The 22,236-nt window shown below is 40.9% G+C and carries 23 protein-coding genes; 14 read left to right on the forward strand and 9 right to left on the reverse strand.

The features are described 5' to 3' along the window. The first annotated feature begins 134 nt into the window (after positions 1–134). From alr to hag (BAE31_RS15635), 4 genes are all read left to right on the forward strand, one after another. Positions 135–1,316, forward strand: coding sequence for an alanine racemase (gene alr / locus BAE31_RS15620; protein ID WP_076840897.1), 1,182 nt, complete (start codon positions 135–137; stop codon positions 1,314–1,316). A 118-nt stretch (positions 1,317–1,434) separates the two neighbouring features. Further along, entirely contained in the window at positions 1,435–2,934 is a 1,500-nt protein-coding gene (locus tag BAE31_RS15625; RefSeq protein ID WP_076840898.1) for a Kelch repeat-containing protein, read from the forward strand. 230 nt (positions 2,935–3,164) lie between these two features. Further along, positions 3,165–4,028: a flagellin Hag gene (hag, locus tag BAE31_RS15630; RefSeq protein ID WP_041085097.1), complete on the forward strand. Its 864-nt coding sequence runs from the start codon at positions 3,165–3,167 to the stop codon at positions 4,026–4,028. Positions 4,029–4,317: 289 nt separating this feature from the next. Further along, positions 4,318–5,139 carry a flagellin Hag gene (gene hag / locus BAE31_RS15635; RefSeq protein ID WP_024426770.1) on the forward strand — a complete coding sequence of 274 codons (822 nt, stop codon included), beginning with the start codon at positions 4,318–4,320 and terminating at the stop codon, positions 5,137–5,139. A 34-nt stretch (positions 5,140–5,173) separates the two neighbouring features. Here the strand turns inward: hag (BAE31_RS15635) and BAE31_RS15640 are convergent, their stop codons facing one another. Next, positions 5,174–6,646 (reverse strand): FAD-dependent oxidoreductase, encoded by a 1,473-nt coding sequence (locus BAE31_RS15640; protein ID WP_076840899.1) that lies wholly within the window; start codon positions 6,644–6,646, stop codon positions 5,174–5,176. Between the two features lie 218 nt (positions 6,647–6,864). Between BAE31_RS15640 and BAE31_RS15645 the strand changes: the two genes are divergently transcribed. Next, positions 6,865–7,689, forward strand: coding sequence for a methyl-accepting chemotaxis protein (locus BAE31_RS15645; protein WP_041105915.1), 825 nt, complete (start codon positions 6,865–6,867; stop codon positions 7,687–7,689). A 38-nt stretch (positions 7,690–7,727) separates the two neighbouring features. Here the strand turns inward: BAE31_RS15645 and BAE31_RS15650 are convergent, their stop codons facing one another. Beyond that, a complete protein-coding gene (locus BAE31_RS15650) occupies positions 7,728–8,099 on the reverse strand; it encodes a DUF5412 domain-containing protein (RefSeq protein WP_076840900.1) in 372 nt (123 codons plus the stop codon). Positions 8,100–8,341: 242 nt separating this feature from the next. Here BAE31_RS15650 and BAE31_RS15655 point away from each other — a divergent pair, with 242 nt between their 5' ends. Further along, a complete protein-coding gene (locus BAE31_RS15655; protein WP_076840901.1) occupies positions 8,342–8,965 on the forward strand; it encodes a poly-gamma-glutamate hydrolase family protein in 624 nt (207 codons plus the stop codon). 26 nt (positions 8,966–8,991) lie between these two features. Here BAE31_RS15655 and BAE31_RS15660 read toward each other — a convergent pair whose 3' ends face one another. After that, positions 8,992–9,540: an ImmA/IrrE family metallo-endopeptidase gene (locus tag BAE31_RS15660; protein ID WP_024424963.1), complete on the reverse strand. Its 549-nt coding sequence runs from the start codon at positions 9,538–9,540 to the stop codon at positions 8,992–8,994. 310 nt (positions 9,541–9,850) lie between these two features. On the opposite strand from BAE31_RS15660, the gene BAE31_RS15665 reads away from it, so the two are divergent. Continuing rightward, a complete protein-coding gene (locus BAE31_RS15665; protein ID WP_076840902.1) occupies positions 9,851–10,750 on the forward strand; it encodes an N-acetylmuramoyl-L-alanine amidase in 900 nt (299 codons plus the stop codon). Here the strand turns inward: BAE31_RS15665 and BAE31_RS19740 are convergent. The 6 genes from BAE31_RS19740 to BAE31_RS15690 all read right to left on the reverse strand — a co-directional run bounded on the left by BAE31_RS19740 (position 10,739) and on the right by BAE31_RS15690 (position 14,326). Beyond that, complete coding sequence (locus BAE31_RS19740; RefSeq protein WP_120207232.1) at positions 10,739–10,870, reverse strand: type II toxin-antitoxin system SpoIISB family antitoxin; 132 nt, start codon at positions 10,868–10,870, stop codon at positions 10,739–10,741. The two genes, BAE31_RS15665 and BAE31_RS19740, sit on opposite strands and share 12 nt — an antisense overlap. Before the next feature lie 98 nt (positions 10,871–10,968). Then, positions 10,969–11,139 carry a type II toxin-antitoxin system SpoIISB family antitoxin gene (locus tag BAE31_RS15670; protein WP_024424961.1) on the reverse strand — a complete coding sequence of 57 codons (171 nt, stop codon included), beginning with the start codon at positions 11,137–11,139 and terminating at the stop codon, positions 10,969–10,971. Next, entirely contained in the window at positions 11,114–11,884 is a 771-nt protein-coding gene (locus BAE31_RS15675) for a type II toxin-antitoxin system SpoIISA family toxin (protein WP_024424960.1), read from the reverse strand. Before BAE31_RS15675 ends, BAE31_RS15670 begins: the two co-directional genes overlap by 26 nt. A gap of 145 nt (positions 11,885–12,029) precedes the next feature. Next, positions 12,030–13,028, reverse strand: coding sequence for an inorganic phosphate transporter (locus BAE31_RS15680; protein ID WP_017359158.1), 999 nt, complete (start codon positions 13,026–13,028; stop codon positions 12,030–12,032). A 15-nt stretch (positions 13,029–13,043) separates the two neighbouring features. Next, positions 13,044–13,661 (reverse strand): DUF47 domain-containing protein, encoded by a 618-nt coding sequence (locus tag BAE31_RS15685; RefSeq protein ID WP_024426775.1) that lies wholly within the window; start codon positions 13,659–13,661, stop codon positions 13,044–13,046. Between the two features lie 206 nt (positions 13,662–13,867). Then, entirely contained in the window at positions 13,868–14,326 is a 459-nt protein-coding gene (locus BAE31_RS15690; RefSeq protein ID WP_076840903.1) for an ASCH domain-containing protein, read from the reverse strand. Between the two features lie 227 nt (positions 14,327–14,553). Here BAE31_RS15690 and ggt point away from each other — a divergent pair, with 227 nt between their 5' ends. The 7 genes from ggt to BAE31_RS15725 all read left to right on the forward strand — a co-directional run bounded on the left by ggt (position 14,554) and on the right by BAE31_RS15725 (position 22,218). Next, on the forward strand, positions 14,554–16,305 hold the full coding sequence (ggt, locus tag BAE31_RS15695; RefSeq protein WP_076840904.1) for a gamma-glutamyltransferase: 1,752 nt from the start codon (positions 14,554–14,556) through the stop codon (positions 16,303–16,305). A 262-nt stretch (positions 16,306–16,567) separates the two neighbouring features. Beyond that, positions 16,568–17,605 carry a sulfate ABC transporter substrate-binding protein gene (locus tag BAE31_RS15700; RefSeq protein ID WP_076840905.1) on the forward strand — a complete coding sequence of 346 codons (1,038 nt, stop codon included), beginning with the start codon at positions 16,568–16,570 and terminating at the stop codon, positions 17,603–17,605. 11 nt (positions 17,606–17,616) lie between these two features. Continuing rightward, entirely contained in the window at positions 17,617–18,462 is an 846-nt protein-coding gene (gene cysT / locus BAE31_RS15705; RefSeq protein ID WP_041116359.1) for a sulfate ABC transporter permease subunit CysT, read from the forward strand. Positions 18,463–18,467: 5 nt separating this feature from the next. Then, positions 18,468–19,337, forward strand: a complete 870-nt coding sequence (gene cysW / locus BAE31_RS15710; RefSeq protein WP_076840906.1) for a sulfate ABC transporter permease subunit CysW — start codon at positions 18,468–18,470, stop codon at positions 19,335–19,337. Positions 19,338–19,352: 15 nt separating this feature from the next. Beyond that, a complete protein-coding gene (locus tag BAE31_RS15715) occupies positions 19,353–20,084 on the forward strand; it encodes a sulfate/molybdate ABC transporter ATP-binding protein (RefSeq protein ID WP_052462925.1) in 732 nt (243 codons plus the stop codon). 239 nt (positions 20,085–20,323) lie between these two features. Next, positions 20,324–20,791, forward strand: a complete 468-nt coding sequence (locus BAE31_RS15720) for a PTS sugar transporter subunit IIA (RefSeq protein ID WP_041105930.1) — start codon at positions 20,324–20,326, stop codon at positions 20,789–20,791. Between the two features lie 53 nt (positions 20,792–20,844). Next, the gene (locus tag BAE31_RS15725; protein WP_041105932.1) at positions 20,845–22,218 is read left to right on the forward strand and encodes a PTS galactitol transporter subunit IIC; all 1,374 of its coding nucleotides are present in this window, start codon (positions 20,845–20,847) and stop codon (positions 22,216–22,218) included. Positions 22,219–22,236 lie beyond the last annotated feature (18 nt).

Genomic DNA, 22,236 nt, shown 5'->3' on the forward strand with positions numbered 1-22,236 from the left:
GTGGTTTCTTTTTTTATGTCAATCAAGACAAGGCTGGTTCAATCATTGCGGTTGAATGTTTTTCTCAAAAATGAATAAAGATAGACTAGACACGAAAACGAACATTGATATCGAAATGACTGGAGGAAACATACATGCAAAAGCTTTGCAGGGAAGTCTGGATCGAGGTCAATCTTGACGCGATTAAAAGAAATATCGAAGCCATTCAAGCGCATATTCCAAGGAAAAGTAAGATCATGGCTGTCGTAAAGGCGAATGCTTATGGACACGGTTCAGTTGAAGTAGCGCGGCAGGCACTAGAAAGCGGTGCGACAGAGCTTGCGGTTGCCAGCTTGGAAGAAGGCATTGTATTGCGGAGAGCAAAAATTGAAGCACCGATTCTGGTCCTTGGATTTACCCCGCTCGACTGTGTGAAAAGGGCTGCAGCCTGGAGAATTGACCTATCCGGCCTTCGAGAAGACTGGATTGTTCAAGCAAATGAGATCTTAGCGGAAGAAGAAAGTCAGCATCGCCTTGGGATTCATATCAATGTTGACACAGGGATGGGACGATTAGGTGTACGGACAAAGGAAGAGCTGTTAGAGGTGGTGGAGGCGCTTGAAAAGAGTGAAAACCTGAGGTGGGATGGAATATTTACGCATTTCTCCACTGCGGATGAGCCTGACCCTGATTTCACACTGCTGCAGCACAGCATTTTTATTGATTTTCTTCGTTTCTTAAAAAAACAAGGCATTACACTGCCCACAGTACATATGAACAATACAGCGGCTGCTATCGCGTTTCCTGAATTTAGCGCAGATATGATTCGGCTCGGCATCGGGCTATATGGACTGTACCCTTCGCAATACATTGAGAGTTTAGATGCTGTTAAGCTAGAGCCCGCTCTCAGTTTAAAAGCAAGGATTGCGTTCGTGAAGGAAATGGTGACAAAGCCAAGAACCGTCAGCTATGGGGCAACCTATGTAGCAAAACCTGATGAAGTGATAGCAACCATACCAATCGGTTATGCAGATGGGTACTCACGTGCTTTATCCAATCGAGGATTCATGCTTTTCCGAGGAAAACGAATGCCGATTGCTGGCCGCGTCACAATGGATATGACCATGATCAGTTTAGGAGAAATGAAAGCAAAGCAAGGCGAAGAAGTCGTCATATATGGTCGTCAAAAGGGAGGAGAAATTTCTGTCGATGAAATCGCCGAAATGCTCAATACGATCAACTACGAAGTCATCGCCACCTTAAGCCGCCGCGTCCCAAGGTTTTATCGTCGCGGCGGAAAGATTATTAAAATATCGACACCGGTGATGTATGTGTGAGGGTAAATAACAGGTGCAATTTGAGGATATTTGTTCTGGTGTACAATGATAAAAATTAAATTTTATTACAAATATGTCGATAAAAGGGGGGATATTTAAGATATGGAGGAAAGAAACGATGAAAAAAGGTTTATTTTTAGTGCTTTTGACTATTTTAATGATGGTCACAATCCATCCGTTAAAAGCTCATGCAGTTGAGACAAATGGGTGGACGAAGCGAGCAGACTTACCGGAAGAGAGACTTCATTCTAGTTCCGCAGTAGTAGATGGGAAGATTTTTGTTTTTGGGGGAAGTAGTGAAAAGGCATATAGTAATAAAAATACCTACATGTACGATCCTCACAAAAATGAGTGGAGCTCAAAAGCTGACATGCCTAGAGAAAGAACAGATAGTACGGCAGTGGCGATAGGTAAAAAAGTATATGTCATTGGAGGAGCATATCAAGATAGCACAAATACGATTGATATTTATGATGCAGAATTAGATACATGGGCAAAAACACCGATTAATATACCATACTATGCTGTGACAAAAGGTGACATAAGTGCAAGTGTTGTAAATGATAAGATTTATATTCTTGCAACGAATAAAAGTCCTTATCAAGAACATAATTTTTATAGTTATGATACAAAAACAGATAAATGGCTACAATTAAAAATGTTTCCTCAGCAATTTACTGGTATGTCTATGTCAGAAGTCGTTGACAACAAAATTTATGCTACAGGTGGAGAAAGAACAGTTAGTAATCACAAAAATTCCCAAGTGTATGAATACAACATTGAAACAAATCAATGGGTACAAACAAAATCACAGTTAAAGTTTTATCAACTAGGGGCTGCATTTACAACATATCAGGGAAAATTGTTCATGGCTGGAGGTCAGTATGATGACAGAGCCAGTCTATTATCACCATACACACAGTTTTATGATGCTAAAACGAATTCTGTGAAAAGAAGCTCGATCAATTTACCTGAAGCTAGAGTAGGTTCAAGTGCTGTAACGATTGAGGATACCATATATATCATAGGTGGACGAAATTTCCAGCAAGATTATCATTCAAAATCGATTAAAAGTGATTACAAATCAGTGATTTCTATCTCACTAAAAGATTTACAAATTGCTGAAGGTGAATCAAAGCCAGATGATGGCACAACCGAAGAACCGAAAGATCAAGACGGGACAAAACCTGGTGACGGCACAACCGAAGAACCGAAAGATCAAGACGGGACAAAACCTGGTGATGGCACAACCGAAGAACCGAAAGATCAAGACGGGACAAAACCTGGTGATGGCACAACCGAAGAACCGAAAGATCAAGACGGGACAAAACCTGGCGATGGTTCAACCGAAGAACCGAAAGATCAGGACGGGACAAAACCTGGTGAAGAATCAACAAAAGGTATACTTTCAATTACCATGATAAACGGGCTGCAAAAGGATTATTTGCTTTCAATGAAAGAAATCAACGATTTTCTAAACTGGTATAAAGAGAGAAGTTTTGGAATTGGCATGAACTTCTATGAAATCAATGATGAACACAATAAAGGTCCTTTCACAAGTAAGAAGGATTACGTTGTGTACCAAAATATCTTAATGTTTGATATCAAGCAATACTGATATTCATAAATTGTAAAGCTGCTGATAAGAGATCAGCAGCTTTTATTTTGATGAAATTGTTAAAATTAGGAATAACGTCATTAAAAAATAAGATATTTTTTAAAAAATCTTCTAAACATCCTATAAACAAATCCGATAATAGAATTGTCAGGGTTGATAAGCCCTAGAATAAAGGACTTTTTTCAGACAAGGACGTCTGTTAGGTCCCACATACATGGAGGTAATAGGAAATGAGAATTAACCACAATATCGCAGCGCTTAACACATTAAACCGTTTGTCTGCAAACAACGGTGCGAGCCAAAAGAACATGGAGAAACTTTCTTCTGGTCTTAAAATCAACCGTGCAGGAGATGACGCAGCAGGTCTTGCAATCTCTGAAAAAATGCGTGGACAAATCCGCGGATTAGAAATGGCTTCTAAAAACGCACAAGACGGTATCTCACTTATCCAAACAGCTGAAGGTGCATTGACTGAGACTCACTCAATCCTTCAACGTGTTCGTGAACTAGTCGTACAAGCTGGAAACACTGGTACCCAAGATGCTGCTACAGATCTTAAAGCAATCCAAGATGAAATCAATGCACTTGTTGAAGAAGTAGGTGGAGAAGCAGGTAGTAAAGGGATTGCTGACCGTACTCAATTTAACGGTAAAAACCTTTTAGATGGTACTTTTGCTACTGATAAACTTACATTCCAAATTGGCGCAAATTCTGGTCAACAATTAAGTGTAAACATTGATAGTATGAAAGCTGCTGATTTAGGTAGTGCTACTGTAAAAATTAGCAATATTGATGTAACTGATTTTGCTACTACATCTTTTGATAATCAACTTGATGGTGTTGATGCTGCAATTAACCAAGTTTCATCTCAACGTGCTAAACTTGGTGCGGTTCAAAACCGTCTAGAGCACACAATCAATAACCTAGGTGCTTCTTCTGAAAACTTAACAGCTGCTGAGTCTCGTATCCGTGACGTTGACATGGCGAAAGAAATGAGTGAGTTCACTAAGAACAACATTCTTTCTCAAGCGTCTCAAGCAATGCTTGCACAAGCGAACCAACAGCCACAAAACGTACTTCAATTACTACGTTAATGAAAGGCCCCTTTATGGGGCTTTTTTTTATGATGTTTTTTCTTCGAATTCCCCACACTCTTATGATTCTTAAATCCCTATGATAAAATCATGAAAAATGACCTTTAAATTTGGCATACTCTAGCGAAACGATCATAGTGAATGAGACTTTATCCTTATTTATTCCTTTTTTGTTAAACATATTCCATTAAAGTTCGATAAATGGATTGTAAGGCTTACAAAAAAATTCTAATTTAGAACTTTTGGATAAGGACGTCCAATTGGTTCAAACACATGGAGGTCATTTAACATGAGAATTAACCACAATATCGCAGCACTTAACACACTGAACCGTTTGTCTGCCAACAATGGAGCAGGGCAAAAGAACATGGAAAAGCTTTCTTCTGGACTTCGTATCAACCGTGCAGGAGATGACGCAGCAGGTCTTGCGATCTCTGAAAAAATGCGTGGACAAATCCGCGGATTAGAAATGGCGTCTAAAAACGCACAAGATGGCATTTCTCTTATTCAAACTGCTGAAGGTGCATTAACTGAAACACATGCGATTCTTCAACGTATGCGTGAATTAACAGTTCAAGCAGGTAACGTTGGGACTCAACAAACAGAAGATTTAACAGCTATTCAAGAAGAACTCACTGCTTTGGTTGATGAAATTGATGGTATTTCTCAGCGTACAGCATTTAACGGAAAGAATTTGTTGGATGGTAGCGTTGAGGATGGATTCCAATTTCAAATTGGAGCGAACATTGAGCAAAATATCAATGTAAAGATTGGTAAAATGGACGCTGAAACATTGACTGTCAAAGATATTAAAGTAAATGAAGAAGGCTTTAACTTTGACACCGAAGTAGCAAAAATCGACGCAGCAATCGGCGCTGTATCTAAACAGCGTTCAGCTCTTGGAGCAGTCCAAAACCGTCTAGAGCACACAATCAATAACCTTGGTGCTTCTGCTGAAAACTTAACAGCTGCTGAGTCTCGTATTCGTGACGTTGACATGGCGAAAGAAATGAGTGAGTTCACAAAGAACAACATTCTTTCTCAAGCATCTCAAGCAATGCTAGCGCAAGCAAACCAGCAACCGCAAAACGTACTTCAATTATTACGTTAATGAAAAAGCCCCCTTTGAAGGGGCTTTTTTTGTTTCAATCGAATGACAGCAAGTGCTTTAGACGGAAGTCAGGAACCGCTTCATGGAAAAAAGCTCGGTTGCCTTCATCGTTCTTTTGATCCCATTGCTTCCACCATTCGGCGGTTTCTCCTGAGGTGTCAGCTTGAATCATGTCGTTCAGCTGTTCTAAGTTGATGATTTCTCTCGGTTCTGTTAAGAAAGAATGCATCCGGTGATACGCTTCAAGTCGTTCAGGCTGTTTTGTGACAATGGCGTATTGTACGTAGCGATTTAAAAATTCCTGTACGAACGTCAAGTGGGGGATGGTTGTTTCTCCTTTTAACTCGACACCGTCCCACGCCATATCAGCAATTGCACAAAGCCACCAGCCAAGTTCACTCGCTTGCTGCATTTGTTGTAATGTGTCCTTTTCAAAAGACAGCCGCTCATTTTTTTGTGCTTGTTTGAGCATACGGTCAAGTGTTTGTGCTTCGAGGGCTGCCTTTGTCATGCCCTGTCCATGAATGGGATCTAACGTACACAAGGCATCGCCCATCACCAATAATCCACTTGGCCAATCCTGCATGTGTTCATAGTGATGTCTCACGCAAGAAGGAACTCTAAATCCTTTTGGTTTTGTAAAGGGCGTTAAATGGGGGATGGCTTCTGCTATCGCGGGGTGGGTCAGTGCAGCGGTTTCTGAATCAAATTGATCAGCATCCGTTGTTGGATAATGTGAACCGCCAGCTGCAGAAAGAAGAACAGCCACTAAATCATGATCTACCCGTTCAAACAGTCCTGTTGGAATTTGCTTGTCTGGCTGGCCAACTACGACCATTGATTGCAGGGGTGGGGCCCCTGATGGTATGTGATAATATCTTGTGCTGTAGCCTAGAAACACATGTAACTCATCAGTCTTTGGTAAGGTCCATCCAGCGTCTTTCAGCCATTTTGGCAATTTGGACATTCTTCCAGACGTATCGATCACTAAGTCTGCTTTCATTTCATGAATGCTGCCAGGTTTTACTTGCCGGTTCTTCACGATGAGCCCCATGACCTGATTTGTTCCCTCTTTAAACTGAAGAGAGATGGCTTCATGTTTTTCTAAAAACTGCACATGTTCCTCTTTTACCATTCTTTGCATCAGCACCCACTCTAGCATTGCGCGTCTTGTGACGGCAGTTTCTTCTGTATCAGTGAGCGTTAACTCGCCATCTTTTGTGATAAATCGAGAGGTTTGATGCATGGTATTAAATCCGTCCATTGCCAGTAACTCTTTTGTATAACCAGGGAATAGACGTTCAACGATTTGTTTGCCAAGTGGCAGCATTCTATGTGGATGAAAGGCTTGAGGAGTGCCGAGACGATTCTCAGGAGAGTCTGGCAGTTCATCCTTTTCAATAATTAAGACTTGATGATAATATGTTGATAAAACTTTTGCAGCGAGCATCCCGGTGATACCTCCGCCAATGACGATTGCCCGCTCATATTTCATGGGTTGTGTCACAACATGCGCCTCCAATGAATACACAAAATGATTACATGACCATTTCATCATATGTTAATTCATTAATTATAGCAAATATACGTTTGAATATAGAAAGGAAAAGTACTTCTTTTTACTCGTAAATATGAAGAATTTCTTCTAATCATCATCATTATTTTTAAAAAGTATCTATTAATTTAAGAAGAACGACCGATAAACTATATAAGGGGGTAGAGAAATTGGATATACTACAGAGTATTGTGACAGCAGCACCTTATATGATGCAGATTTTAAAAAACGAAGTGACGATGGGTGTCATTGATCGAGAGAAATTCTTGCTGTATTTGCCATCGAAAGATGTGGATTTTCAAATTCGAGCCGGAGAACTCATTAAGCCAGATGATTTAAATATGAAAAAAGCGCTCAGAGGTGAGACATCAAGTATGTTTGTGCCTGAATCGGTTTACGGAATACCGTTAAATGCAATGGGTCTGCCAATTTTTGATGAAAATCAACAAGTGATCGGCGCACTCGCTTTAGGTTATCCACTTAAAAATCAATTAGAGCTTGAAGCATATATGGAGTCATTAAATGACATCATTCAAAGTATTCAAGAAAAGGTGCATGTGGTGGCGGCACATTCAGAAGAGCTTTCTGCGACAAGTGAGGAAATGACCTTACAAACGCAGCAAACACTTGAAAGCTCGAAAAAAACATCTGATATTACAAAAATGATTAAGGGCATTTCGAAACAAACGAGTTTGCTCGGATTGAATGCGTCAATCGAAGCAGCCAGGGCAGGAAAAGAGGGGGCTGGTTTTAGTGTTGTAGCCAGTGAGGTTCAAAAGCTTTCAAGTGAAACTTCACGTGCAACAGAAAACATTGAAAGTTCACTGCAAGGGATCTCCTCTAATATACATACATTACTTGAGAGTATGGACCATATGAAAGGTTCATCATCAGAGCAGGCTTTACTTGTGACAGAGTTTAGTGAAATTGTGGAACGACTAACGAGCGTAAGTAAAGAAATGAAAGAATTCATGCAGCATGTGATGTCAACGTAAAAAACGAATCCAAGAGGGATTCGTTTTTTTTTGATACGCTATTTTCTTTTGTTCCGGTCAAAGCGATAATCGTATGTTTCTCCCTTTACCACATTTAAAAACTCATGCCCAATTTGAACAAGCTGTCCATTTTTCCATTTAATGAGAGGGTCTTTATCAGGGTATTTCCAGTAAATCGTTTTCTTTCGGCGGGTGAGTTTGTTTTCAATCTCTGCTCTAACTGCGTTCTCCTTTAGTTTCCCTCCGCTATGTCGATAGGTGTTGATGATATATGTTCCGTCAGGTGATGTCATCGAGCGGATAAAGGTTCCGTGAGATACGCCTTGAAGAGAAAAGCATTTCCAGTAAATGATGCCAGCGAAGCTAAGGATTAAGATGACAAGGGTGATGGTGGTTTTCTTTTTTAACATGAATTCCTCCAGATGTAGATCACAATATTTCTAATTTATGAGAGAGAATGCAAAAAGATTCATATAGTCCAAAAGTTCTATTCATTTCAATTATCGGTCATTTTTTCTCAAAATTCAACAGATAGCCGAAAAGATAAGGAAAATTTAAGGATGTATTAAGTCGATAGGTCATGCGAAATCCCTTTACAAAAGAATTTAAGATCAGTAGACTTATGCTCATATAGAGAAATGGGGAAGATGGAATGACGCAAATCATTGATACATATCAAAGTTATGAAGAGCTTTCCGCTCATGAAAGAGAGGGAATCGACTATCAAATTCTTCACGAGCGGAAAGGAGACCAGCTTTTGGTTTTGTCCCCTCATGCTGGGGGAATTGAATCTGGCGTGAGTGAGCTCATTCATGAAATCGCAAGTGATGATTCTATGTATTTATTTGAAGGCCTTAAAGTGAAAGGCAATCATGTGCTTCATATTACAAGCACACGTTTCAATGAGCCGGTCTGCCTTTCTCTAGTGCATACCCATCATTACACGTTTGCGCTCCATGGCTACGGGGAAACGGAGGTGCTTCAAACATTAGTGGGCGGGACAGACAGAGAAAAAGCGGCAGAAACAGTGAAACGTTTAACGCTTAATGGATTTCCCGCAGTGCTGCTATCTGAATCTGATCGCTATTCTGGAACACATCCTCACAATATTAATAATCAATGTCTGACCGGAAAAAGTGTACAGCTTGAAATCAGTCAGGCGCAAAGAAGAGCATTCTTTCAAGACTTCAGACGGCGCTATCGCCGTGAAACGCAAAATGAGCAATTTTATCGGTACACAAATGTACTCAAGCAAGTATTAAATCTTTATGGATAAACCCTGTCGCCCTATGCAGAAGAGGCTTACGTTTGATAAACAGCTTCTTTTTCCGCGACCTTCTCGGCTTTCATTAAATAAGATGTAAACTCTTGTTGGAAGCGAATGCCTGCTTTTCGCTGTTCGAACAAGGCGAGTCGCTTTTCAGCGAAGGCCCAGGTGACGTGAAATGTTTGCGCAATGTGCAAAATAGCTTGCTGCCGAAGGTTTGGAAGCTTCATTTGCATCAGCATAAAGGTCGGCACACAAAAGTGATACATGAATTGTTTAGCCTGAAACTCTTGCAGTTCTCGAAAGAGTTTGTGCATCTTGAAATGATTGCCTGCATGCTTCAGCACATGACAAAGCTCGTGGGCAAAATCCTGCCATTGTTCCTCTGACGATAGAGATCTGTTTAATATAATACTGTAAAGACCTTGATGTTTGATCATCATGCTGCCAGTATCCTCATAGTGAACCCATACATGAAATTCAGAAGCGATCCTTTGCATGTCTCTATAAGCAGGACCGCTTATTTGTAATTTGGCATATAACCGTTTAATCTCTTCTTCTAAATGGGTTAAAAAACCAGTCATTTAAAAACCTCCATGCAAACGTATGTTCTGTTTTTGGCGTAAAAGAAAAGTCCATATAGGACTAAATAGCTAATGAAGCTATTACTTACTTTTAATATCGGCTTATTTTTAACAATTTTAACATAAAATCAAGGAAAAATGGAATTAATTCCTGTTTTTTTCTTCATTTTTGCGTTTTCCATTACTAAAAAGAGTGGATTGAATTCAAATTTTACCATAGTCTTATCACTAAAACAAACCCAAGTTGTCTTACGAACGCCACCAATTGATGAGAAAGATCAATTCAATTTAGCAAAAGGGAGTGCAGAACATGGTAGAAATTTATCAAGATTTTATTCCAGTTGGAAACGGGAACCGCCCAGGATACGCCATGACACCGATGTATGTGACGGTTCATAACACAGCAAACACGTCAAAGGGAGCGGATGCGAAAAGTCATGCGGCATATGTGAAACGACCAACGACAGAAGTGAGCTGGCACTTTACAGTGGATGATCATGAAATCTTTCAGCATCTGCCGTTAAATGAAAATGGCTGGCATGCAGGGGACGGACATGGAAATGGGAACAGAAAGTCGATCGGTATTGAAATTTGTGAAAATGAAGATGGAAATTTCCAGCAAGCGGTCAAACATGCGCAATGGCTCATTCAAAAGCTGCTGAAAGAACATAACATTCCACTAGCTAATGTGGTCACACATCAGCACTGGTCTGGAAAAGCATGTCCGCGCCTGCTTCTCGCTACATGGGATGAATTTAAAAAAGGAATTGAAACAGCAGGAGACCCTGAGACGGTCATCACGTATGTCGTCAAAAGCGGGGATACGTTAACGAGTATTGCCAAAGCTCATGACGTCACAGTGCAAGATCTTCAGAAGTGGAATAACATTAGCGACCCGAACAAGATTCAAATTGGACAGGTTCTCAAAATTTATCGAAACGATGGAAAAATGATGTATGAGCTGCCAGATGGGATTTTAAAGGTGACTTCGCCTCTAACGAAGGGAGAGCACGTACGCCTCGTCCAAAAAGCGCTTGCTGCTGTTTATTTTTATCCTGATAAATCGGCTGCAGATAAAGGCATCGATGGTGTTTACGGGGAAAAAACGGCGAATGCCGTAGCGCGCTTTCAGCTGGTGAACGGTTTGACAAGTGATGGAATATACGGTCCTAAAACGAAGGAGAAGCTGGTTAAACTGTTAAATCAGTGAGTGTTTCTGTTTGTATGATTGGATGGCTGTTTCACTCTTTTCAATTAATCGCTTAGTATATGGGGACGGCTGATATTCGGCAAACTGAACATATCTCAGTTGTTTGATTTTCTTTTTCATTTTGGCACCTCAATCGTTGCAGCGTATAGTGTATTGTATGCAAGTCTATGTAAAAATGGAATCAGGACGCGGATTTCGTTCCGCGTCCTTTAGTGTAATCAAGCCTTTTTATTTTTATACTCATCCAGAAGCTGTTCATTCTTTTTAAAAATTCGCTCAGTATGGGGGCTTACCTTATAATCGGCCATACTGATATGGCGTTTTTTCTTTAAAATCTTAAAAGGGTTTTTCTTAGGATTGTTGTTATCCCCTTGAAGTGCGTGGTCCATCTTCATCACCTTCCTCTTCGTCAGGCAAGATTAGGTCATAAATTGTTGTAAGTGATGTCATTAATAAATAGTCGAACTCCGTGACAATCTCATCGGAGGTGAGCTTAATGACAAAATGAGCATCTGCTACAGAAAATGGGATGAGCACTAAATGACCGAAATCATCGTAATATACTTCCTGCCTGTCAAGCTTCGCCTGAATAAGAGCCCGCTGGTCAAGTGTCCGAAGCAGGTCGTCTTTTTGTTCCTGCATATCGTATGGACAAAGCACCGCTTGAATATTCATCTTGTCGGCAAAAGAATAAATCAGCCGCTCAATTCCCTCTATATATGCCTCTACACTTCCATAATATACATGGATCGGTTCATTTTTCAATAGGTATTGGTACGTTTTTAGTTTATTGAGGTAGGAATGAAGCAGATCGTTATTTTGTTCAAGGAGTTGATGCGTGTCAGTTTCCAGCTCATGATTTCCGAGTTTCTTAATATAGGAGCTAAGAAAGATGAAAGCATCGGTTAATGCGAAAAATACGGCAATGATCAAGTAGTGCATCCAGTCGGTGAAGATAGAAGAAGGGTCATTTGTCCAGTAAACAACAGCACCTGCTACATAAATCCAATACCACGTTTTACGAATGGCAAACATCTTTTCTTTTACTTTTTGTTCAAAGCGCCAAACCGCAAATACATACACAGCCAGAGCACCTAGCAATAACCATACAGTCAATTGAAAAAATAATAGCATGTTCTTCTCTCCCATAGACAGATGAATACTTGTTTATTTCTATGGATATGATTGGAAACCCTGCTTCATGAAAAAATGTCCTGCAGAAGAAGGGTTTTAAGTGTACGGGCAAATAAAAAAAGACCTGTCAGACAGGTCTTTGATATTAGAGAATCGCATTTAACACAAAGTATATAAGAGCCCCTAGAGTTCCTGAAATCGGTAATGTAATTACCCAAGTGACAAGCATACGTTTTGCCGTACCCCAGTTAACCCCTTTGACTCTGTGTGCAGAACCTACACCTAGAATAGAAGATGAGATAACGTGAGTCGTACTAACAGGTAAGTGAATAAACGTCGCACCGAAGATAATAGCTGCACCCGTTAAGTCGGCAGATACTCCGTTTACTGGACGAATTTTCATAATTTTACCGCCGACTGTTTTGATAATCTTCCAGCCGCCGATAGAAGTACCGAGTCCCATTGCAAGCGCACAAGAGAATTGTACCCAGAAAGGAATGTCGTCTGTTGTATGCAAATTACCTGCAATTAAAGCCATCGTAATAATTCCCATCGCTTTTTGCGCATCGTTTGTCCCATGGGTATACGATTGCAGTGCAGCCGTTAAAATTTGAACACGTCGGAATTGTTTATTTGTTTTTGCGAGATTGTTGTTTCTAAATATAATTTTGATAATGGTATACACGATATATCCCAATACGAAAGCTAGGATAGGTGAAAGCAAAAGTGCTTGAATGATTTTAATGAATCCCGAATAGTTTAAAGCGCCAAAACCGGCAGAGGCAATAACCGCACCTGCAATTGATCCGATTAATGCATGTGAAGAACTACTCGGAATCCCGTAATACCAAGTAAGCAAGTTCCATGTGATAGCGGCAATTAAAGCAGCCAAGATCACAACAGAGCCGTTTTGAAGTGTGAATGGATCTGCGATGTCTTTTGTAATGGATTTTGCCACACCTGTAAATGTCATTGCTCCTAAGAAGTTCATGAACGCTGCCATGATGATCGCATGTCTAGGCTTTAATGCCTTCGTTGAAACTGAAGTCGCAATGGCATTTGCTGTATCGTGGAACCCGTTAATGAAATCAAAAGCAAGTGCACAAATGACAATAAGTATGGTAAGGATGAGTAATGTGTCCATGTTTAACTAACCCCGTTACGCATTCTTCATAATGATTGTTTCTAGATTGTTGGCAACACTTTGACAGGAATCAGCGATTTCTTCAAGTGTTTCGTAAATTTCTTTGTATTGAATCACTTTAATTGGATCTGTTTCTTTTCCAAACAAGTTCTTTAATGATTTACGATGAAGATTGTCACAATTATGTTCAATCTCTTTAATCTTGATTGCGTGCGGATGAATATCTTTCAAGCGATTTTCAGCTAGTAGATCAATTGTGATTAAAATTTCTTTCGCACACTCTCTGATGTAGTGGCTGAATTTGTCGATATGTTCGTCAGAGCTTGTAATTGAGTAAATTTCTAATGTTGCGGAAAAATGCTCAATTCCATCTAAAACATCATCGAGGCTATTCGTCAATTGAAGAATGTCTTCACGTTCAATCGGTGTAATAAAGGCTTTGTTCAGCTCTTTAATCATGGTATGAACATGATTATCACCTTTTGTCTCATATTCCTTCAATGTGTCAGAAAATTCTTTCAGAGTGGTTTGATTTGTTACTTTATAGCTAACAAAATACTCAGCAGTTTCATCTAAATTTTTAGCAATTTCCGTTAACAAGACGGAAAACTTGTCTTTTTTCCTTTTTAACATGTAAAAACCCTCCATTGTATAAATGAGACAATGCACACATCAAATAATTATATATTCTTTTGTCGAAAAAAAACAGGTGTAGTCGAAAATTTCTTCACTTTTTCTATTTGATCTTATTCTGACCTAAAGATGTGATCTCAACTCACCTTTTTCTAAAAGGGGAAAAGCAACGAAAAAAGCGGGCCATTTTTGGCACCGCTTAAAGGCTAAGAAGCTGAATGAATCAGCTTAAACCGTTCACAAACAAGAAGCATATCCTCTTTGAATTCTAAACCGTATGATTGGAGTGCTTCTGTGAAAAATTCTTTATGTTCTCTGTACCAATAGTCATAAGATAAATCGCCTTCACCCTCTGCTTGTGCAAATGATACGGGGACTTCATTCATTGGCATGATATCTACATGTGTAATTTCAATGATGGCTTTTGGCTCTTCCTGGCTGTCCAAAATGACCGCATATTGTCCGGGTTGTGGAAGCGGCTCCTGTTCCTTTTCATAAAAAAGGTGTCCAGAACAAGTGGCTGTTTTTTTTCCTTGCTTTACAAGATCAAGCAAATGATCAGGATCTGAGCCGAATGCCCACGCCGAAACAAACGCATCAGCAGGTGCTTTTTCTGATTTCTTTTTCCAATAGTCTTCCCAAAATAATCTGCTTTTGTTGTTCAATGTTTTTCCCCCTCTTTGTTGTGTTTATTATACCTTGAAGCTGAATCGTTGGAAATAATGTGTCTTTATTCCTAATGAGTGAGTGCGTCATATGTTTTGAAAAACAATGTTTGATTTGGGAAATGTAGGATGATAGGATGAAAATTTTTGAAATTTTAGAATAATCTATTGTATTCTGGTCAAGAAGTCGGTAAGGTCAAAGTAAGAATATGGAAGGGGTGTTGTTGATGAAACGCATTTCTCTAACTGTTTTGTCCATATGTCTGTTTGTTTTCTCGTTTTTTCTGCCTGTCAGCCAAGTCAATGCGAACGAATCTCATGGGAGTAAAGTAGCTGTTGGTAAAGATGGCATGGTGGCTACTGCTCACCCGCTGGCATCAGAAGTAGGTGCTGATGTATTGAAGAAAGGTGGAAACGCAGTGGATGCTGCTGTTGCCATCCAGTACGCACTGAATGTGACAGAGCCAATGATGTCTGGAATTGGCGGCGGTGGTTTTATGATGGTTTATGATGGAAAGACAAAAGAAACATCCATCATCAATAGTAGAGAACGAGCACCACAGGGCGCAACACCTGACATGTTTTTAACGGATGAGGGAAAAGTCATCCCATTTGCTGAGCGGTCCACACACGGTAATGCGGTTGGTGTTCCAGGGACAGTAAAAGGTCTCGAAGCAGCATTAGATAAGTGGGGAACCCGTTCGATGAAGGAATTGATTGAGCCTTCCATTCAGCTTGCAGAGGATGGATTTGAAATCGATTCTGTTCTGGCAAAAGCCATTGAAGATCATCAAGAAAAGCTGAAAAAAACGGCTGCAGCGCCAATCTTTCTTCCAGATGATCAGCCGCTCAAAGAAGGTGATCTGCTTGTACAGCCAGGTCTTGCGAAAACATTTAAGCTCATTGCAAAAAAAGGAAGCAAAGCATTTTATGAAGGAAAAGTAGCAAAAGCACTTGCAAAGACAGTCCAAGATTTTGGCGGAACGATGACTACTGATGACCTTGGTCGTTATGAGGCCAAGACTGACAAGCCTATCTGGGGGGACTATAAAGGATACCAGCTTGCCAGTATGCCTCCACCAAGCTCAGGCGGTGTGTTTATGCTGCAAATGCTCAAAATACTAGATCACTTCAATCTATCACAATATGACCCCAAATCATTCGAAAAATATCAGCTGCTAGCTGAAACAATGCATCTCTCCTATGCTGACCGTGCTGCATATGCAGGCGACCCCGAATTCGTAGATGTTCCACTAAAAGGACTACTAGACGATGATTACATTTCAAAAAGAGCTTCTCTCATTCAATTAGATCAAATGAACAAAAACCCGAAAGAAGGAGATCCATGGGCGTATGAGGATGAAAAAAATCCATCCCCAATTATCCCGCAGCCAGAAGATAAAACCATTGGCGAGACCACTCATTTTACTGTTGCCGATCAGTGGGGAAATGTCGTGTCATTCACAACAACCATTGAACAGTTATTTGGTACAGGGATTCTTGTTCCGGAATATGGCTTTTTCTTAAATAATGAACTAACAGATTTTGACGCAAGACCAGGCGGAGCAAATGAAGTCCAGCCGAATAAGCGTCCATTATCCAGTATGACCCCGACCATCATATTCAAAGATAACGAGCCGGTCATGACTGTGGGCTCACCTGGAGGAACGACCATTATTGCTTCTGTTTCACAAACGATCCTAAACTTGCTTGAATACGACATGGAGCTGCAAGATGCGGTGGAAGAGCCGCGGATTTATACAAACAGTACAACTTCTTACCGTTACGAAGTAGGTGTTCCCCTTGATGTGAGAACGAAGCTAAATGATATGGGTCACCGTTTTGGCAGTTCACCTATTGATATAGGAAATGTGCAAGCCTTACTCATTGATCGGAAAGCAGGGACATTTACAGGAGTAGCTGACTCCTCGAGAAATGGAACCGCTGTCGGTGTCAATTTAAAGCTATCTGCTGATTAAAAACCATTTCCCGGGAAAAGAAGCGCCTCTTCAAGATGGCGTTTCTTTTTTTGTTTAAATGAAAAAAACAGAGTTGACACCTGTGAATAGTTTGAATAATATATAGACTAACATCAATCATACATAGCTGATCGGACAACCGAAGGCTCTTGGCAATTTGAAGTACAGGACTGTGATGTATTTCAGGTGGCTAAGGGTCTTTTTTGCGTATGAAACGGCAAGGTTGGTGTCACTATTTTTGATAACGGGGGAGCGGGATAACATGAAAAAGTGGAAATGGGTCTGGGTCGTGACCATTATATTAGTCTTGGCTGTGACGAGTACTGCATGCTCAAACGCAAACGAAGCTTCAAAGCAAAAGGGAAAGGTTGAGCTGTTAAATGTTTCGTATGATCCTACACGTGAATTGTATCAGGAATACAATCAAGCCTTTCAGACGTATTGGAAAGACAAAACAGGTGAGGATGTCACGATCAAGCAGTCTCATGGTGGATCAGGAAAGCAGGGAAGATCGATTATTGATGGACTCGAGGCAGATGTGGCAACACTGGCTTTAGGATATGACATTGATGCGATTGCAGATCGCGGACTGCTTTCGAAAGATTGGCAAAAAGAATTTCCAAATCAGTCAACACCATATACATCGACCATTGTGTTTCTTGTGAAGAAAGGGAATCCCAAAAATATTAAAGATTGGGACGATTTGATCCGGCCAGGTGTATCCATCATTACGCCAAATCCGAAAACGTCCGGCGGTGCGAGATGGAATTACTTAGCTGCATGGGCCTACGCCGATAAAACATTTCATGGGAATGAAGAAAAAACAAAGGGTTTTGTCAAAAAGCTATATGAACATGTCGAAGTCCTTGATTCAGGTGCACGCGGAGCCACAACGACCTTTGTTGAACGCGGACTTGGGGATGTGTTAATTGCATGGGAGAATGAAGCCTATTTAACGCAGCACGAACTAGGCAAAGACAAATTTGAAATTGTCACCCCATCAATTAGTATTCTAGCGGAGCCGCCTGTTGCGGTCGTTGATCAAAATGTGAAACGTAAAGGAACAGAGAAAGTGGCGAAGGCTTATTTAGATTATTTATATTCTAAAAAAGGGCAGGAAATTGCGGCGAAAAACTATTATCGCCCTAGAAATCAAGAAGTCTTAAACAAATATAAAGACCAGTTTAAAAAGATTGATATGGTGACGATTGATCAAGCGTTTGGCGGGTGGAGAAAGGCGCAGAAAAGATTTTTTGATGATGGCGGCTTATTTGATCAAATATACATCAGACAAAAATAGGGGGCGATGTGATGAAGAAAGCACATGCAGCCGCCAATAAAAGAAAACGTATATTGCCTGGGTTTGGGCTGAGCCTTGGGGTGACGCTCGTTTATGTGAGTGCGATTGTCGTCATTCCTTTATCCATGGTATTTATTTGGACGGCTTCATTAGGAGCAGAGGGGATTTGGAAGGTTTTTACCGATGCAAGAGTATTGAAGTCGCTTCAGTTGACCGTGACGACTTCCTTTGCAGCTGCTCTCATCAATGCAGGGTTTGGTGTACTGATTGCCTGGGTTCTCGCCAGGTACACATTTCCTGGAAAGAAAATCTTAGATGCTCTCATTGATTTGCCTTTTGCTCTCCCAACAGCTGTTGCGGGTATTGCCCTCACCACCCTTTATTCTCCTAATGGATGGATTGGTCAATTTCTGCATATAAAGGTGGCGTACACACCGATTGGGATTATTTTGGCACTGATTTTTATTGGTATTCCATTCGTTATCCGAACCGTTCAGCCTGTGATAGAGGGGCTGCAGCAGGAAGTGGAAGAGGCTGCGGCGATTCTTGGTGCGACAAGGAGACAGACCTTTTTTCACATACTGCTGCCGGCCTTGTTTCCTGCGGTGATGACTGGATTTTCACTTGCGTTTGCAAGAGCGCTAGGTGAATATGGCTCTGTTGTGTTTATTGCTGGAAATATTCCGTTTAAAACAGAAATTACACCGCTGATGATCATGTCCAAGCTTGAACAATATGATTATCATGGTGCAGCAGCGATTGCATGCTTGATGCTGCTTCTTTCATTTTTCATCCTGTTATTGATTCACGGCATTCAGTGGTATGTTGAGCGGAAAAAACAAGTATACGTGAGGTGAAACCATTGGAGAGAGAGCTTAGTCATCGGCACCATGTTCAGTATAAAAGTCCTGTAACCGAATCAAAAGCGGTGAAAATCCTATTGATTACGGTCGTGTATGCTTTTTTGATTTTATTTTTACTCATACCGCTGATCGCCGTGTTTTCAAAGGCATTTGAGAAAGGGTGGGGTTCATACCTTCTGGCCATCTCACATCCAGATACACTCGCGGCGATCAAATTGACCGTTTTCATTGTCGTCGTCACCTTGCCGCTTCAAATGATCTTTGGGGTGAGTGCTGCATGGCTTATCACAAAATTTAATTTCCGCGGAAAACGTTTGTTAACGACTGTGATTGATCTCCCGTTTGCTGTTTCGCCTGTGATTGCTGGACTTGTATTTGTGCTTTTATTTGGTTCAAACGGGCTTTTAGGACCTTGGCTTATGACGAATGGATGGAAAGTCATTTATTCTGTACCAGGCATGATCCTAGCTACCATATTCGTTACATTTCCGTTTATTGCTAGAGAATTAATCCCATTTATGCAGCATGAAGGCATTCATGAGGAGGAAGCATCGCTCACACTTGGTGCAAACGGATGGAAGACTTTTTTCTTTGTGACACTGCCGAATATCAAATGGGCTCTTTTTTACGGTGTTATTTTAGCCGGGGCAAGAGCGATTGGTGAATTTGGTGCCGTGTCGGTTGTATCAGGTCATATTCGAGGGATGACCAATACGATGCCGCTTCATATCGAAATTTTATACAATGAGTACCAATTTCAAGCCGCTTTTGCTGTGGCGTCTCTCATGGCGTTTGTGGCAGTCATTACTTTAATCATTAAGCAAATCATTCAGCAGAGGGATCATCGGCTTGGCAAGCGGTCAACATAAATGGAGGGATCGGTCTTGGGAATTACCGCAAAACAAATATCAAAACAATTTGGTCAGACAAAGGTTTTGCAAAACGTGGATTTATCGATAAGAAATGGGGAATTGATCTCTTTATTAGGACCGTCTGGCTCTGGAAAGACGACGTTATTAAGAATCATTGCAGGTCTTGATTACGCCAATAACGGGCAGATTTTATTCGGAGATCAGGATTACACACACATTCCAGTACGAAAACGGCAGATCGGTTTTGTGTTTCAGCAATATGCGCTTTTTCGAAATATGACGGTTTTTGATAATGTGGCATATGGACTGAAAATTAAACCTAGAGGAGAAAGACTGCCTAAAAAAGACATCAAAGAGCGGGTACATGAGCTTTTAGAGGTTGTTCAGCTTACGCAGTATGAGCAGCGGTATCCAGATCAGCTGTCAGGCGGGCAAAAGCAGCGTGTAGCACTGGCGCGCGCACTTGCCGTTCAGCCGAAGGCACTCCTGTTGGATGAACCCTTTGGCGCACTTGATACAAAGGTGAGGAAAGAATTAAGGCATTGGCTGAAAAAAGTCCATCGTGACTTTCAAATGACCACCATTTTTGTGACACATGATCAAGAAGAAGCATTCGATATTGCTGATCGTGTTGTGGTGATGAATGAAGGAAGAATCGAAAAAATTGGTACAAAGGAAGAAATGGCAGTACAGACAGACAATCTATTTGTATCTGAATTTTTAGATATAGGAAGCCACATTTAACAAGCAGTATAGAAGGTTAGAAGGAAGAGACGCAGTGATCACTGCGTCTTTTTTTATTTAAATTTCCCTAGGGACATTGACTTATAATTTTGAATATTATAATATCTTTACAAAGGTAACAGTATTGAACATTTTTCAGAACGCATAATTGTAAGCGTTTTATAAAAGGTTCTATTCTAAAATGTTCTTTCTTTTTGTTACATGTGTTCATATTTATATCAAATGAAAGGGGTGGTTGTTTGAACAGCTTGTTTGAGTTAGATGAACAACTGATTAAGCTGCAGTTCGAAGCATCTTCGAGAGAGGAGGTGACCACATATTTAGCAGGGCGGTTAGAAGCTGGAGGGTACATTAAATCGAGCTTTTTACCAGCAGTGCTTGAAAGAGAAAAAACATATCCTACAGGCCTTCCACTTGCAGCCTTTGGGGTAGCGATTCCGCATACAGATCCTGAGCATGTGAACAAACCGGCGATTAGTGTAGCTACTTTAAAGGAACCTGTTATTTTTCATAAGATGGGAAGCCCTGATGAAACAGTGCAAGCCAAAATTGTGTTTGTCCTAGCAATCTCTGAGCCTAGCAAACAGCTTGTGATGCTTGAGAAGCTGATGACACTTTTTAGAAAAGAAGAAGTGATGACGAAGCTCTCTTATATGACATCTTATGAAGAAGCGGTTGACGTGCTTCAGCAAGAACTAAACCAATAGTCATTCACGAAAATATGTAAGCGCTTTATCTGAAAAAATCAGGAGGTGGATGTATGATCAAGCAAGCCGTCGATTTTATATTAGACCTTGGACCAACTATTATGCTCCCGATTATTATGACGCTTTTCGGTATGATTTTAAGGCAGGGCTTTAAGAAATCCTTCAGGGCCGGTATTACGATCGGGATTGGATTTGTTGGTGTCAATCTTGTCATTAATTTGCTCGTGAGCGGTCTTGGGCCAGCAGCGAAAGCCATGGTTAATTCCCTTGGGCTAAAGCTCGATATTTTGGATGTTGGATGGCCGATTGGAGCTGCCATATCCTTTGGTACACCCGTTGCCCCGCTCATGATTCCTCTTGTGCTTTTATTAAATGTCATCTTATTGTCCGTGAACTTTACGAAAACGCTGAATGTGGATATTTGGAACTTCTGGCATTTGATTTTCGCAGCCTCTGTTACTTACTACGCTTATCATAATATGTTCTTGGCTCTTGCTGTTGGCTTGATTGTCTCTGCGATCACGCTAAAATTAGCCGATTGGACGGCGCCGACAATTGAACACCATTTCGGATTAAAAGGCGTATCGATGGCTCATGCTGAAACGGTCAACTTCGCCCCGCTGATGTATGCGTCCAACCGCATCATTGATAAGATCCCTGGTTTAAACAAAATTCATGCTGATCCAGAAACATTGAAGAAACGCTTTGGCATCTTTGGTGAACCGCTTGTGATGGGTCTCATACTTGGTATCATTATTGGTCTTCTCGGCGGCTATGATGCAAAAGGCGTGATGACACTCGGTATTCAAATGGCGGCAGTTCTTGTCTTAATGCCAAGAATGGTTGCGCTATTAATGGAAGGACTCATTCCAATCTCTGAGGGCGCTCGTTCTTATATTCAAAAGCGTTTCCCAGGGAAAAATGTCTATATTGGTTTAGATACAGCGATTGTGATTGGTCATCCAGCGAATATGGCGGTAGCCCTTTTAATGGTGCCGATTACGATTTTGCTCGCAGTTGTTCTCCCTTACAATGGCATGCTCCCGTTTGCTGACTTATCGGTTCTGCCATTTACAGTTGTCTGGGCAGTAGCAGCCGCTCGTGGAAATATTATTCGCGGCCTTATTAACAGTATTTTTACATTAATGATTGTCTTCTTTATCGCAACGAACCTTGCTCCGCTTGCGACAACAATGGGGAAAGCAGTCGGCTTTGATTTCCCAGAAGGGGCAAACATGATTTCAGGTATTGACCTTGGTTCTCACGTCATTCCTTGGATCATGGTGAGACTTCTTGATCCGAGCAACCCTTACTTTATTGCAGCCATCATCTGTGCTCTGGCTTATGGGCTTCTATGGTACTGGGTGCGAAATGATATTAAAAAGCAGTATGCAAAAGAAATGGGCTTAGATCAGAAAGAACAATAAATGAGCTGGAGGGATTCT

Source organism: Bacillus sp. I-2 (assembly GCF_001974945.1).
Lineage (GTDB): Bacteria > Bacillota > Bacilli > Bacillales > Bacillaceae > Bacillus > Bacillus safensis.

Coding starts and splice junctions, on each gene's coding strand:
- BAE31_RS15660 (WP_024424963.1), bottom strand. CDS start 9,540: ATGACTGGTTTTTTAACCCATTTAGAAGAAGAGATTAAACGGTTATAT.
- BAE31_RS15725 (WP_041105932.1), top strand. CDS start 20,845: ATGATCAAGCAAGCCGTCGATTTTATATTAGACCTTGGACCAACTATT.
- hag (WP_041085097.1), top strand. CDS start 3,165: ATGAGAATTAACCACAATATCGCAGCGCTTAACACATTAAACCGTTTG.
- hag (WP_024426770.1), top strand. CDS start 4,318: ATGAGAATTAACCACAATATCGCAGCACTTAACACACTGAACCGTTTG.
- BAE31_RS15700 (WP_076840905.1), top strand. CDS start 16,568: ATGAAAAAGTGGAAATGGGTCTGGGTCGTGACCATTATATTAGTCTTG.
- BAE31_RS15685 (WP_024426775.1), bottom strand. CDS start 13,661: ATGTTAAAAAGGAAAAAAGACAAGTTTTCCGTCTTGTTAACGGAAATT.
- BAE31_RS15680 (WP_017359158.1), bottom strand. CDS start 13,028: ATGGACACATTACTCATCCTTACCATACTTATTGTCATTTGTGCACTT.
- BAE31_RS15625 (WP_076840898.1), top strand. CDS start 1,435: ATGAAAAAAGGTTTATTTTTAGTGCTTTTGACTATTTTAATGATGGTC.
- BAE31_RS15670 (WP_024424961.1), bottom strand. CDS start 11,139: ATGGACCACGCACTTCAAGGGGATAACAACAATCCTAAGAAAAACCCT.
- ggt (WP_076840904.1), top strand. CDS start 14,554: ATGAAACGCATTTCTCTAACTGTTTTGTCCATATGTCTGTTTGTTTTC.
- BAE31_RS19740 (WP_120207232.1), bottom strand. CDS start 10,870: ATGAAAAAGAAAATCAAACAACTGAGATATGTTCAGTTTGCCGAATAT.
- BAE31_RS15650 (WP_076840900.1), bottom strand. CDS start 8,099: ATGTTAAAAAAGAAAACCACCATCACCCTTGTCATCTTAATCCTTAGC.
- BAE31_RS15675 (WP_024424960.1), bottom strand. CDS start 11,884: ATGCTATTATTTTTTCAATTGACTGTATGGTTATTGCTAGGTGCTCTG.
- alr (WP_076840897.1), top strand. CDS start 135: ATGCAAAAGCTTTGCAGGGAAGTCTGGATCGAGGTCAATCTTGACGCG.
- BAE31_RS15655 (WP_076840901.1), top strand. CDS start 8,342: ATGACGCAAATCATTGATACATATCAAAGTTATGAAGAGCTTTCCGCT.
- BAE31_RS15665 (WP_076840902.1), top strand. CDS start 9,851: ATGGTAGAAATTTATCAAGATTTTATTCCAGTTGGAAACGGGAACCGC.
- cysT (WP_041116359.1), top strand. CDS start 17,617: ATGAAGAAAGCACATGCAGCCGCCAATAAAAGAAAACGTATATTGCCT.